The organism is Flavobacterium soyae (assembly GCF_021245985.1).
Lineage (GTDB): Bacteria > Bacteroidota > Bacteroidia > Flavobacteriales > Flavobacteriaceae > Flavobacterium > Flavobacterium soyae.
On sequence record NZ_JAJQXA010000015.1, the window covers coordinates 42,064 to 57,203 of the forward strand.

Sequence of the window (15,140 nt, forward strand, 5' to 3'; positions counted from 1 at the left end):
CAAAACGCGGATTAAAACGGATTTTTAAATTAGAAGTATAAACGCAAAGTTTGTCATTTCGACCGAAGGGAGAAATCACACTCGGGAATCGACAAAGATTGGCGATATTCAGTACGGAATTTCTAGTGTGATTTCTCCCTTCGGTCGAAATGACAAAAACATAAAAAACATATGAAATATATTTTAAGCTTATTTTTAATAACAACACTTTCAATATCAGCCCAAACGCTCGATAACAAATTGGCATTGACCGTTGCTCAAGATGGTTCTGGAGATTTTAAAACCATTCAAGAAGCGGTAAATAATGTCAAAGATAATTCGGAGAAACGTGTTATAATTACTATAAAGCCTGGAAAGTATGTCGAGAAATTGGAAATTCCAGCTTCAAAACCCTTTATTACTTTAAAAGGTCTTGATCGAAATAAAACCATAATTTCATTTGATGATTATTCGGGAAAACCGCTTCGGGAACCAGATTCATCGGGCAAAAAAGAATTTGGAACAGGAACTTCGTATTCTTTTATTATTAAAGGAAATGATTGTACGCTTGAAAATCTAACTATCGAAAACACAGCAGGAAGAGTAGGACAGGCGGTTGCGTTACACATTAAAAGTGATAGAGTTATTGTAAAGAATTGCAATCTTTTAGCAAATCAAGATACGCTTTATTTATCTGAAGGAAATACGCGAACTTACTTTGAAAACTGTTTTATCAACGGAACAACCGATTTTATCTTCGGTGCTGCAACGGCTTATTTTTATAAATGTACAATCGAAAGTTTAGTGAATTCCTATATCACAGCTGCTTCAACCCCGCAAGGACAAGCTTACGGTTTTGTTTTTGTGGATTGTAAACTTACCTCAAAAGACAAATTGGTAGATAAAGTGTTTTTAGGAAGACCGTGGAGACCTTATGCTCAAACTGTTTTTATTAATACAGATTTAGGTTCGCATATCATTGCTGAAGGTTGGAATGCTTGGATCGATACTCGTTTTCCTGATAAAGATAAAACGGCTTATTATGCTGAATATGGAAGTAAAGGTTCAAGTGCTAAATATGTGTCTCAGCGTGTTTCTTGGTCGCATCAATTAAAGAAAGAGGATATTAAAAGATATGATAGAGATTTAGTTTTAAAGGGATGGAATCCAAATAAATAAACTTCAAAATAACAGCCTTAATCATAACTAAACTATAGCCCAAAACTGCTATTAAATTTCTTCCTTTAGGCATTACAAATCCTTTTATAAAATAATTATAAAAATAATATTGGTCAGATTTTACGTTTAAAAAAAATATTTTTTTAGTAAATATTTAAGGAATATTTTGTAAAGCGAAAACGTTTTCATGTTGTAAGATTTATACTTTAAAAAATGACTTTTCTGAAAAAAGAGAGAGTCATTTTTTGTGTTTTAGGGATAAACTTAACTCATTAAAATACAGAACTTGACTGTCGAATTTTGAATAAAAAACAAGAATTTTTTGTTTTTGATGCTAATTCTTCTGTTTTTGTTTTAAAAGCGGATCTTCTATTTTATTATACTCAAACTTATTACTTGTTTTTTCTATTTCGTCCATTTTTTCTTTCTTTTTTTTATTAATATTGTTTTTTTGAGTCGTTTTTTTTTAGATAATGCCAGTAAAGCAGGATAGAACAGGACGGTTCTAATTCGTCGTCGTTATATTTTTGGTATGTAAAATAAATGTGTTTTTAACATTTAATTTAAGTTCTATTAAAGTTTTTTTAAATTTTAATGATATTTAAATGAATCACATTTAACATGACTAAACTAACACTAATACCTAACCAAAAAAACAAAACATTTATGAAACAAGCACTTTTAAAGAGATGTAGTTTTCTTTTGTTTACCCTGATTACAGTGATGAGTTACGCTCAAAACTCAAATCAAGTAACAGTAACAGGAACTGTGACTGATCATGTATCTGGATTGCTTCCAGGGGTAAACGTAACTGAGAAATCTACAAAAAATACAGTTACGACTGATTTTAATGGTCAGTTCCAAATTAAAGTAAAACAAAATGCCACTTTAGTTTTTTCTTTTATCGGAATGAGAAAACAAGAAGTGCCAATTGGAACCCGTACAACAGTAAATGTTAAACTAACAGAGGATTCAAACGAATTACAAAATATAGTAGTAGTAGGATACGGAAGTCAAAAGAAAGAAAAACTTACCGGTGCAATTGCTACAATAAATGCATCAGATATTCAGGAACTTCCGGTTTCAAATTTATCTGAAGCCTTGAGAGGCCAGGTTCCTGGTTTGAGCGTTATTGATGGCGGCGGACGTCCTGGCGATCAATCCTCTTTAGAAATTCGCCAAACTTATGGTTTCTCAAAAGACGGCAGTTCAAAAACGCCTTTAATCATTATTGACGATATGATACAGGTTGACCCGGTTAACGGCAGACCATCTTTAGATGCATTTAACAGATTAGATCCTTCGGAGATTGAAAGTATGACGGTTTTAAAAGATGCTTCTGCGGCTATTTACGGTTCTCGTGCATCTCAGGGAGCAATTGTAGTTAAAACTAAAAGAGGAAAAAGCGGTGTACCAACATTTTCATATTTTAGTCAGTTTGCTGTAAATGATGCTGTTAGTCATAGTAAAACGATGTCTGCTTATGATTATGGTGTTTTCTCTAATAGATTTTTTAGAGGATCTAACAATATTGGTACTAATGGATCAAATCTATTTAGTGATGCTGAATTAGAAGAAATGAAAGATCTGAATTATGACTGGTTAAAAGAAGCCTGGAAACCGGCAATTCAGCAAAAACACACTTTAAGTGTAAGCGGAGGAACTGAAAAAGCAACTTATTTTGCAGGTATTAATTACTTTACACAAGGAGCAAATTTAGGAAGACAGGATTATAACAAATGGAATTTCCGTACAGGAATGACAGCAAAAATCAACAACTCTTTAGATTTTTCTGCAGCAGTTTCTGGTAATTCCGGTGATATCGAAAAATCATTCACTAAAGCTTCTGCAAATATTAATGACAGCAGTTATGGTTCTGCTGCAGGTGGTGAACAGGCAGATTACGGATTTTTACTTCATATGCCAAAATACATTCCGTGGGAGACTACGGTAAATGGCCAGGAATATTATATGTCTCCGTTTCCAAGAACAGATCGTACTTTAGGATCTGCAAATGCAAATAATACAATTGCAGGATGGAATTATTTTGCTTCGATAAATAATGGTTCAAAACAAACGACCAACGATTTTTCATATAACGTAAACATGTCGTTAAATTATAAAGTTCCATTTATAAAAGGGTTATCACTTAAAGGAACATATTCAAGAAGCCAGACTTCTGTAAGTACAGAACAAGTTCAGCTTCCATACGATTTAGTAAGAATAAGAAATTATGAACTTCAGGATAGTCATCTTGCAAGTGAAGCAAATCCAACTTTCTATAATATAAATACGAATCCTGATGGCGATTATTTACTTGAAACTAATGTTCGTAATGCAAGAGTATATTATGATAGCAATTTCTCTAAATCTATTCAGGCCAACTTCTTTGCAGATTATAACAGAACATTTGATAATCATGAAGTTGGAGCGATGTTCTCTGTAGAGCGCTCAGAATCAGAATTTAAAAGTACGCGTTTAGCTTTTGAAAATACAGGTAAAGATTACGGCGGATCATATCAGACAGCAGGTACTTTAAGTACTAACTCGACTGCATTAAAAGGTGAGCAGGGAACTTTATCTTATTTAGGACGTGTTAATTACAGTTATAAATCAAGATACATGCTTCAGTTTCTTTTTAGAAGTGATGCTTCTACAAAATTTGCACCAGAAAACTATTGGGGATTCTTTCCATCAGTTCAGGCAGGATGGATTGTATCTAAAGAGAACTGGTTTACTAATAATGTATCTTTTATAGATTTCTTTAAAATTCGTTATTCTATTGGTAAAACTGGAAACGATAATATCAATGCCTGGAGATGGATGAAACTTTATGATGTAATTGCAGATAAAGGATTCCAGTTTGGATCTAACGGAGGAGTTTTAGGAAGCGGTATAACGCCTAGAGTAGAACCAAACAGAAACGTAGGCTGGGATACAACAATAAAAAACAACTTAGGTTTTGATTTGGCTTTACTAAAAAACAGACTGTCTATTACAACTGATTTTTACTACGACAAATCTAAAGAAATGCTAACAGGTATGGCTGGAGCTGTAGGAGTTCCAATCTCTGTAGGCGGCGGTTTTGCCGAAGAAAATTATGCAGCTGTAGATTCTTGGGGAACAGAGATAAGTATAACGTGGAAAGATAATGTAAATAAAAACTTTACTTATAATGCTGGTGTAAACTTTGGTCTTTCTGATAATGAAGTTAAAAAATTTCCGGAACCTGCTTTAATGCATCCATCAAATAATTTAACAGAAGCAGGACGTTCTATGTTTTTTCCACAATGGGGATTCAGAACATGGAAAGGGACTTCAACAGGTGACGGTATTTTACGTACAGATGAAGATGTTGCAAATTACTGGTCATATTTAACAGAACGTGCTGCCGCTGCAGGTGTCAGTCCAAATTATATGGGTATTTCTAATGTTTCAAATATGAGAAAAGGAATGCTGGCTTATGAGGATGCCGCAGGACAGTTTAATAGTACAGATGGTACTCAGGCAGGTCCTAACGGACAAATTACTAAAAACGAGGATTATGTGAAATTGGTAAACAGAAACAGAACATACGGTTTTACAACTAATCTGGGCGCAAGGTATAAGTCATTTTTCTTCAAAACGCAGATTGCAACATCTTGGGGAGGCTACCGAGCAATTGATGTTGTAAAACAAGGAACTTCATCAACACACAATATGTGGGCACGCGAAACTTTCTGGAATGACATGTATTCAGATGATAATGTAGATGGCAGATACCCTAACTTAGCAAATCAGGATTATATTGCAGTACCTTCTGATTTCTGGCAGTTAGATACTTTCCGCTGTACAGTAAGAAACCTAACATTAGGATTTGATTTACCAAAAGATCTTTTAGATAAAATTAAAATTTCAAAATGGTCAGTTGGCGTAACAGGTAATAACCTTTGGGATTTATACAATCCATACCCGAATCATTACCGTAATATGTACGATAGTTCATCTGAGAATTATCCAACGCTTAGAACTTGGGCTGTTACCTTAAACATTACATTCTAATTTTAATTCAATAAGAAGATGAAACTAAAAATTAATAAATATATAACTATAGCACTTCTTGCAGTGCTTGGTACTTCTTGCAGCGATAATTTTTTGGAAGAAAAGAAAAATTACGGAAGTGTTGACGATTCGTTTTACGAAAGTCAGGAACGAGCTACAGCGTATATCAACAACGTTTATTTTGATTATTATTCTGCTTTTAAATCTCCTGGACAAAGTTTAGTGGGGTCTTATACAGATACGTATTCAAAAATGACTGAAGAAATAGGAGGAATTCAGCCTCTTATAAACCCAACAATTACCTATACAAATGCAGCAGACGCATCTGGTTATTACGGAGGTAAGCTTGAAGATAAAATCAATAACGTTCCCTACAACAGAATCAGAGATTGTAATGCCTTTATTGCAGATATCGATGTTAAAGGAGCGAGTTTGGATAAAACTTTTCGCGATCAGGCAAAAGGGCAATTATATTACTTACGTGCAGTTCAATATTTTGATTTAATGCGTGTATATGGCGGTGTTCCAATTGTAACAGAAGTTCAGACTCCAAGTACAGACGATCAATCTATAAAATTGCCAAGAGCGACAGTTAGCGAAGTAGTTGCTCAAATTGTAAAAGATTTAGATATGGCTGCAAGTTTACTGCCAAGAAATTGGAATTCTGCAGATTATGGCCGTGTTACAAAAGGCGCAGCTCTTGCAGTAAAATCAAGAGTATTATTAACTTATGCAAGTCCATTATTTAATAAAAGCTGGGATAGTTCGAATGAGCGTTGGAATGCAGCGCTGCAAGCCGGATTAGCAGCAGAAACAGAATTATCTGGAGCAGGATACGGATTATACGGAAGTTCAGCAAAAGACTGGCAGAATATGTTTGTTCTAGGTAACAATGCATTTTGCTCTGAAGCAATTACAACACAGCTTTTATCATCAAACAATACCAATCTTGGAGTAAATAACTCTTGGGAAAAAGGAATTCGTTTAATCAGTCAGGGAGGAACAGGTGCTATGGAGGCTCCAAAAGAAATGATTGATTTATTTCCAATGGAAAATGGCGCAAGACCAACAACTGCAAATGGCTATAATTCATTTCTTTTCTTTATAAAACGTGACCCAAGATTTTACAGAACATTTGCTTTTTCAGGTGTTAAATGGGATTATAAAGATGAAAAACAAGCAGCCAAACCAACTGTTTGGGCTTACCGTTGGTTAGACGGTACAAATGGAAATAAACCTTTCTATAGTGATTCAAATAATGAAACAAGCCCTGCATTAGTAAGAAAAATGACAGATGTAACGGCAACAAATTCAAGTAATTTTCAATATTCAGGAAATGATATATTAGAATATCGTTATGCAGAATTATTATTAAACATTGCAGAATGTTATGCTGCATTAGGACAAACAGGAAACACTATTGCTTATTTAGGGAAAATCAGAAACCGTGTAGGTATTTCTTCAGCTAATAATTACGGAATTGGAATATTAGCAGATAAATATGCTGCTATTGAAGCTGTATTATACGAGCGTAGAGTTGAATTAGCATACGAAGGAAAACGTTACTGGGACGTACAAAGATGGATGCTTTATGATAACGCAGCACTTCCGGGTACTACTGGTGGAACTGTTACTAAATTGGGATTAACACCAATTAACGGTACTCAAAGAACAGGTAATTATCTGCAATACAAAAATCCAGCAACATCTGCAGATCCTTTAGCTTCAGCTCGTGCAAGTATTTCAGCAGATCCTGATGCAGCTGATTTCCAGACACAGTTAGCGGCTTTAGCAACTTTCTATAATGATAATTTTGTATTGGCAGCGCCTCCAACACCTATGGATAACGTTAATAATGCAGCGGTTAAAATCAAATTTAATCCAAACTATTACATCATGGGATTGCAGACTGCAGTTCTTACACAAAATCCTTGGTTGAAACAAACAATTGGGTGGAGTGATGCTTCTGGAGGAACAGGAGATTATAACTACCAGGAATAGATAAATCTTTAATGCCCCAAATAAAGAATTTCTATAGAATAAAAAACATATGACAATTTTCACCTGTATTCTGTTCAGATACAGGTGATTTGTTTAAAAAGAATTACCACAACTACAAATTAACATGAAAAATTCCGCATTATTTATCGCATCATCTCTGCTTTTTTTAGGAAGTGCAAAATGTTTTGCTCAATATCCGAAGATAAGTCCAGAAGTTCAGGCTCAGGAAAAAGCAATTAAAGAAGAAGCTCAAAGACTCTCTGATGAAGCTTGGACAAAAGCTTTAATTGTTATTGAAGAAGAAGCAAAACATGGAAAACCTTATATTCCGTGGGCAGCAAGGCCAACAGATTTACCTCAGGCAGAAATTCCTGCTTTCCCAGGTGCTGAAGGTGGAGGAATGTACACATTTGGTGGTCGTGGTGGAAAAGTTTACACAGTAACAAGTCTAGAAGACCGTGGACCAGGAACATTGCGTGAAGCTTGCGAGCAAGGGGGAGCGAGAATAGTGGTATTTAATGTTGCTGGAATTATCAGATTAAAAAGTCCGTTGATTATTCGTGCGCCTTACATTACTATTGCAGGACAGACTGCTCCTGGTGATGGAATTTGTATTGCAGGAGAATCAACTTGGATTGATACGCATGATGTAATTATCAGACACGTACGTTTCCGTCGTGGAGAAACTTTTGTTGGGCGTCGTGACGATGCTATTGGAGGAAATCCTGTTGGAAACATCATGATCGACCACGTTTCTGCAACTTGGGGATTAGACGAAAATATGTCAATTTACAGACACATGTACAATCCAGGACCAGGTTACCCAGATATTAAAGTGGGAACGGTAAATATTACGATCCAAAACAGTTTATTCGGAGAAGCTTTGGATACTTACAATCATGCTTTTGGAAGTACTTTAGGTGGAGAAAACTGCTCTTTTATGAGAAATATGTGGGCTAATAATGCAGGAAGAAACCCTTCTATTGGTTGGAACGGAATTTTCAATTTTGTAAATAACGTAGTTTTCAATTGGTACAACAGATCTACAGATGGAGGCGATTATACGGCGAACTACAACATCATCAACAACTTCTACAAACCAGGTCCTGTAACCGATTTAACTCAGCCAATCAGTTATAGAATTTTAAAACCAGAATCGGGAAGAAGTAAATTGCCTTATGTGGTTTTCGGAAGAGCTTACGTAAACGGAAATATTATTGACGGAAACGAAAAAGTAACTAAAGACAACTGGGATGGCGGAATTCAGTTAGAGAATAAAAAAGGGGAATTAATGACTTACGATGAAGCAAAAGAATATTTTGCTAAAATGAAAGCAGCTAAACCTTTTCCAATGCCATGGTTTCGTCCATTCATGAAAGCAGACGAAGCATATGAATTTGTTCTTAAAAATGTTGGAGCAACGCTGCCAATTAGAGATAAAGTGGACGAAAGAATCGTAAGAACTGTAAAAACTGGAGTTCCAGAATATGCTAAAGGATTAGAGAAAAAAGAATTCTACCAATTCGAACACAGACGTTTACCGATGGATTCTTATAAAAAAGGAATTATTACCGATATTTCGCAAGTTGGAGGATATCCAGAATACAAAGGAAAACCTTATGTAGATACTGACAAAGATGGAATGCCGGATGCTTGGGAGAAAAAATACGGTTTAAACCCGAACGATCCATCAGATGCTCAAGGAGATTTAAACGGAGACGGATATACTAATATTGAAGATTACATCAACGGTGTAAATCCTGCCATAAAAGTAGATTGGAAAGATTTAGCTAATAACAAAGAAACATTAGTTAGACCTTTATTAGATTTAAAATAAGAATCGGCGAGATTAGAAACAGCAGAATAAAAATCTGCAAATCTGCTAAATCTGCGAGAGAAAAAAATTAGCCCGCAGATTTAGCAGATTAGGCAGATTAAATATTGTAATTCATAAAATTTATTAAGATGAAATTAATAAAAAATATAGGTGTTTTAATGATGTTTTTAGTGTTTGGGAGTAATATCGCACAACAGCATTTAGATCCTGAATATGTAAAAGTTACTAACGAAAGAGCTGCAAAAATTGTTACCAAATTAGATTTGAAAAACGAAGCAAAAGAAAAAGCAGTTTCAAATATCATCGCGCAGCAATTCAGAGATTTAACTGAAATTCAGGACGGAAGAGATGCTGAAATAAAAAAAGTAAAAGAAGATACTTCTTTAGCTAAAGAAAAACAAAACGAGAAAATTGACAAGTTGAAAGCAAATGCAGACAAGTCAATTGCAAAACTGCATAAATCTTATATCAAAAAATTAAGCAAAGAATTGTCTGAAGATAAAATCACTGAAGTGAAAGACGGAATGACGTATGGTGTGCTTCCTATTACGGTTGCAGGTTACAACGATATGCTTCCAAACTTAACAGCAGAACAAAAAGATTATATCTACAAAGCTTTAGTTGAAGCAAGAGAACATGCAATGGACGCAGGTTCTTCTAAAGAAAAACACGGCTGGTTTGGTAAATACAAAGGAAGAATCAACAACTATTTATCAAAACAAGGTTACGATTTAAATAAAGAAAGTAAAGATTGGCACGAACGTGTTGAACAAAGAGAAAAGAATAAAGTAAAAGATTCGACTGCAAAAGAATAATTTACTCTTTTAAAACTTTCTATTGCAACTATTAACTACAACCACACACAATTCAATGCAAAATATTTTTCCAAACCATACTTTAAAAAGAACATTTATGGCGTTGTCATTTTGTTCTCTTGTATCATCGGCTTATGCCCAATATCCCGTAATTCCAAAACCCGTTCAGGAAAAAGCCGATGCTATTTTAGCTGACGAAGAAAAAAGGCTGAGCGAAATCTGGAATGCTAATCTTCATATAATTAAAGAAGAAGCAAAACAAGGAAAACCTTATTTGCCTTGGGCATCTTATCCAAAAGATTTTGTTTTTGCTGACATTCCTGCTTTCCCAGGTGCAGAAGGCGGTGGAGCATATACACAAGGTGGACGTGGCGGAAAAATATTTGTGGTTACAAGTTTAGAAGACAGCGGAAAAGGAACTTTTCGTGAGGCTTGTGAGGCCGTTGGAGCAAGAACAATTGTTTTTAATGTTTCAGGAATCATTCAGTTGAAAAAAAGAATCAGCATGCGTGCGCCTTACGTAACCATTGCTGGACAAACCGCTCCTGGTGACGGAATTTGTATTGCCGGAGAAACTTTAGAAATTGATACACACGACGTTATTATTCGCCATATGCGTTTCCGTCGTGGAGCAACTGAAGTAACAAGAAGAGACGATGCATTGGGTGGAAATCCAATGGGAAATATCATTGTTGATCACTGCTCTGTAAGCTGGGGATTAGACGAAAATATTTCTTTATACAGACATCAATTTGCAGCTAATGCAAAATCAAAACTGGAAAAATTACCGGCTTGTAATATCACAATTCAAAACACTATTTCATCAGAAGGCTTAGACACTTACAATCACGCTTTCGGAAGTACAATTGGCGGATTAAATAGTACTTTTATGCGCAACTTATGGGCTGACAACATTTCAAGAAATGCTTCTATCGGAATGTATGGCGACTTTAATTTTGTGAATAACGTAGTATTCAATTGGTGGAATCGTACACTTGACGGCGGTGATTATCGTTCGATGTTGAATATCATCAACAACTATTTTAAACCAGGACCAATAACGCCACAAAACGAACCTATTTCACATAGAATTGTAAAACCTGAATCTGGATATATTGAACCAAAACAATACGGAAGGGCGTATGTTTCAGGAAACTTTATTGTTGGTTCTCCAGAAGTTACAGCAGACAACTGGAATGGTGGCGTACAATTGGAAAACCTTCCAGAAGCAGAAACGAAAGAATTTTTAGCAGCTATTAAACAGCCAAAACCTTTCTCAATGCCAAAATTTAATATCATGTCGGCAGAAGAAGCTTATGATTTTGTTTTGACGAATGTTGGGGCGACAATTCCGAAGAGAGATGCAGTTGACGAAAGAATTATCAAACAAGTTAAAACTGGAAAAATCGAAGTTAAAGACGGTTTAGAGAATAATATTGGAAAAGAATATATCAAAAGAAGATTACCAGCTGATTCTTATAAAAAAGGAATAATTACACACCCAGATCAAGTTGGCGGATATCCAACTTACAAAGGAAAAGCTTATAAAGATTCAGATAATGATGGAATTCCAGATGCTTGGGAAAAGAAATATGGTTTAAATCCAAACGATGCTTCAGATGCGAATAAAGATGCAAACGGAGACGGATATACCAACATCGAAAAATATTTTAACGGTATCGATCCAAACAGTAAAACAGATTGGACGAAAATCGAAAATAATACGGATACATTGGCTAAGTTAAAGTCTTTATTACAATAATGATTTTAATCAGTTAAATATTCTAAACACCAACCTGACAGGTTTTCAAAACCTGTCAGGTTTAATTACGCAAAGAATATCCATCTAGTTTGTCATTTCGACGAAGGAGACCCGAGCGATAGCGAATAGGCGAAGCAAATCACACAAGTAATTCGACAAAGATTGGCGATTTTCAGAGTGGAGTTTCTAGTGCGATTTCTCCTTCGTCGAAATGACAAGATTGTGGAAAAAGACAAACCTAAAAATTATATGAGTTTATATTACTTATATGGTTTAATTTTAAAGTCTAAAAAAATAATAAGGTGAATTTTATCCAGTTAAAAAATACAATCTCTCTTCAAAAAGATAAAATAGTTTTATCTGGTTTGGCGATGCTTTTCAGTATAAACATCACAGCCCAAAACAATTTCCCAGACATTATCAAAACCAAAGAAGGCAAACTTTCTTTCACAACAGATAGTCAAGGAGATCAAATCCCTGATTTTTCTTTTGCAGGATACAGAAATTCTGAAGTTGCGCTTCCGAATCTAGACAACAAAATTTTTGTTTCGAAACAAGAAGAAGATGCAACGCAGAAAATCCAAAATGCAATTGATTATGTCAGTGCATTAAAACCAGATAAATCAGGATTTCGTGGAGCAGTTTTGTTAGACAAAGGAACTTTCAAAATCAGCGGAACATTATATATCAGAAAATCGGGAGTTGTTTTAAGAGCAAGCGGCAATTCTGAAAACGGAACCGTACTTTTAGGAACCGGATTAGAAAGAGAAGCTTTAATTAGAATTTTAGGTGTAAACGATAAAGTGTATAAAGATTCATTTGAATTTGGAAATGCCTATACACCACTTGGAACTCAGAAAATTCAGTTAAAAAACACATCAAAATTAAAAGTTGGTGACGAAATCGAAATCAGTAAACCTTTAACGGATAATTTCATTAAAGAAGTAAATATGCAAGATTTCGGTGGAGAAACTTCTTGGATTGGCTGGAAAAAAGGTGATTGGACGACAACTTGGAATCGTGTCGTAACCAAAATCAATGGCAACGAAGTAACGGTAAACGCTCCAATAACAATGTCATTAGATGATGTTTTTGGAACTTCAAAAGTAACCGTTTACTCATGGGCAGGAAGAATTGAGCATATCGGAATTGAAAATATCTTAATAAAATCAACTTATAATCCTTCAAACTTAAAAGACGAAGAACATAGATGGCAGGCTATCAGCATTGAAAATACCAGAAATGCTTGGGTAAAACAAGTAAATTTCAAGCATTTTGCAGGCGGAGCCGTTACGATTTTAAAAACTAGTCAGCAAATTACAGTTGAAGATTGTATTGCCACAGAACCAATTTCAGAAATCGCTTCATTCAGAAGACATACTTTTTATACTGAAGGTCAGCAGACTTTATTTCAACGCTGTTATTCAGAATTTGGATATCATGATTTTGCCGTTGGCGGATTTGGAACAACAGGTCCAAATGCCTTTGTACAGTGCGAATCACATTTACCATTCGAAAACAGTGGCGCAATCGGAAGCTGGGCGACAGGAGTTTTATTTGACATTGCCAATATCGACGGAAAAGCATTAAGTTATAACAACAGAGAACAAGGCGGAAGAGGCGCAGGATGGACAGCAGCTAATTCTGTAATCTGGGAATCATCGGCCTCAAAAGTAGAATGTTATAGTCCGCCAACAGCACAAAACTGGGCTTTTGGAGTTTGGGGACAATTTGGAGGAAACGGACATTGGAAAAACGTAAACGAACATATCAGTCCAAGAAGTTTATTCTACACACAACTAGAAGCCAGATTAGGAAAACTTCCTGTTCAGCCATTTATCTATGATTTAGGTTCAGAAGCTTCTTCAAGTCCGAGTATAGAAGTGGCGGAAGAATTGACTAAAAACGCTGCTACAACGGCAAAAAGTTTACAGGAATTGATTGCAGAAGCTTCAAAAGCAAATCCAATTAATACAGATAGTAAAGGTTTAAAAAATGCAAATGACTTAAAAGTTGTTCCAAATAAAACAGAAAAATCAACTTCAAAAGTAATCACAGAAAATGGCTGGTTGACTTTTGATGGAAAAGTAATTGCAGGAAAACAAACGAACGTTGCTTGGTGGAGAGGAGATTTAACCGATGATTTCGTAAACAAATCAACTCCGCATATCACGCGTTTTGTTCCAGGAAGAACAGGAAACGGATTGACCGATAAAGTACAGGAAACAGTAGATTATTTAACTAAAAACAATATCGTTGCCTTAGAGCATAATTATGGTTTATGGTACGACAGAAGAATGGACGATCACCAACGTGTACGCCGAATTGATGACGATGTTTGGCCTCCGTTTTACGAACAGCCTTTCGCAAGAAGCGGAAAAGATTTTGCTTGGGATCATTTAAGTAAATATGATTTGACAAAATTCAACGATTGGTACTGGAGCCGTTTAGCGCAGTTTGCAACATTAGCAGAACCAAACGGACAATTGTTAATCAATCAGCAATATTTTCAGCATAACATTTTAGAAGCTGGAGCGCATTGGGCAAGTTCACCTTGGCGTTCTGCAAATAATATCAACAGCACAGGATTTCCGGAGCCACCGCCTTACGCAGGAGATAAGCGTATTTTTATGGCAGAGCAGTTTTATGATATTACGAATGCGCAAAGAAGAAAATTACATGAAGGCTTCATCAGAAAATCATTCGAAAACTTTCAGGAAAACAGCAACGTAATTCAATTGACAAGTGCCGAGTATACAGGTCCGTTACATTTTATGGAATTTTGGTTAGACCAAGCCCAAAAGTGGAAAGACGAAACGGGTAAAAAAGGCTTAATAGGTTTAAGTGCTACAAAAGACGTTCAGGATGCTATTTTAAATGATGCTAAAAGAAATAAAACCGTTGATGTAATCGATATTCGTTATTGGTATTACAAAGAAGACGGCTCAGCTTACGCTCCACAGGGAGGCGTAAATTTAGCCCCAAGACAGCACGCCAGAAAACTAAAAACAGGAAAAGAAACAGATAATCAAGTATATCGTGCCGTTCGTGAATATCGAGAAAAATATCCTGAAAAAGTCATTTTATATTCAACAGACGGTTCTTCAAGATTTGGATGGCCGGCTTTAATGGCGGGAGCTTCATTACCAAACATTCCGAAAATCGAATTGCCTCAGTTTTATACCGCTTTAAGCGAAATGAAATTAGTTGACGGAAATACGTTTTCAGACAATCTTTGGAAGTTAGAAAACAAAGGAAAAAGCTATCTTTTTTATTTGAAAAACGATCAAGATATCACAATCGATTTATCAAACGAAAAAGGAACATTTGAAGTATTTGCAATTAATGCAACAACAGGAAATATAACGAAAAAAGCCAGCGTCAGCCGAGGAAAACAAGTGACAATTCCGCAATCCGAAATAAAAGAAAAAGTGCTTTTTATAGTGAAGAAATAATTGCCCACAGATGACACTGATAAAACGGATTAACACAGATAATAATTAAAAATTAAAGATTACGGATTTTA

Annotated in this window: 7 protein-coding genes; all 7 read left to right on the forward strand. The window is 35.4% G+C overall.

All coding sequences use genetic code 11. The features are described from left to right. Positions 1–171 precede the first annotated feature (171 nt). Complete coding sequence (locus LUU93_RS17230) at positions 172–1,158, forward strand: pectinesterase family protein (protein WP_232682407.1); 987 nt, start codon at positions 172–174, stop codon at positions 1,156–1,158. 666 nt (positions 1,159–1,824) lie between these two features. Next, positions 1,825–5,199 (forward strand): SusC/RagA family TonB-linked outer membrane protein, encoded by a 3,375-nt coding sequence (locus tag LUU93_RS17235; protein WP_232682408.1) that lies wholly within the window; start codon positions 1,825–1,827, stop codon positions 5,197–5,199. Positions 5,200–5,217: 18 nt separating this feature from the next. After that, positions 5,218–7,200: a RagB/SusD family nutrient uptake outer membrane protein gene (locus LUU93_RS17240; RefSeq protein WP_232682409.1), complete on the forward strand. Its 1,983-nt coding sequence runs from the start codon at positions 5,218–5,220 to the stop codon at positions 7,198–7,200. Between the two features lie 124 nt (positions 7,201–7,324). After that, positions 7,325–9,037, forward strand: a complete 1,713-nt coding sequence (locus tag LUU93_RS17245; RefSeq protein ID WP_232682410.1) for a polysaccharide lyase — start codon at positions 7,325–7,327, stop codon at positions 9,035–9,037. A gap of 128 nt (positions 9,038–9,165) precedes the next feature. Beyond that, positions 9,166–9,852 (forward strand): DUF3826 domain-containing protein, encoded by a 687-nt coding sequence (locus tag LUU93_RS17250; RefSeq protein WP_232682411.1) that lies wholly within the window; start codon positions 9,166–9,168, stop codon positions 9,850–9,852. A 55-nt stretch (positions 9,853–9,907) separates the two neighbouring features. Further along, on the forward strand, positions 9,908–11,614 hold the full coding sequence (locus LUU93_RS17255; RefSeq protein ID WP_232682412.1) for a polysaccharide lyase: 1,707 nt from the start codon (positions 9,908–9,910) through the stop codon (positions 11,612–11,614). A 302-nt stretch (positions 11,615–11,916) separates the two neighbouring features. Then, positions 11,917–15,069, forward strand: a complete 3,153-nt coding sequence (locus tag LUU93_RS17260) for a DUF6298 domain-containing protein (protein WP_232682413.1) — start codon at positions 11,917–11,919, stop codon at positions 15,067–15,069. The last annotated feature ends 71 nt before the right edge of the window (positions 15,070–15,140 follow it).

Bases quoted from the DNA above. Each gene is read 5' to 3' on its own strand.
- LUU93_RS17255 (WP_232682412.1), top strand. From the start codon at position 9,908: ATGCAAAATATTTTTCCAAACCATACTTTAAAAAGAACATTTATGGCG.
- LUU93_RS17245 (WP_232682410.1), top strand. From the start codon at position 7,325: ATGAAAAATTCCGCATTATTTATCGCATCATCTCTGCTTTTTTTAGGA.
- LUU93_RS17230 (WP_232682407.1), top strand. From the start codon at position 172: ATGAAATATATTTTAAGCTTATTTTTAATAACAACACTTTCAATATCA.
- LUU93_RS17250 (WP_232682411.1), top strand. From the start codon at position 9,166: ATGAAATTAATAAAAAATATAGGTGTTTTAATGATGTTTTTAGTGTTT.
- LUU93_RS17240 (WP_232682409.1), top strand. From the start codon at position 5,218: ATGAAACTAAAAATTAATAAATATATAACTATAGCACTTCTTGCAGTG.
- LUU93_RS17235 (WP_232682408.1), top strand. From the start codon at position 1,825: ATGAAACAAGCACTTTTAAAGAGATGTAGTTTTCTTTTGTTTACCCTG.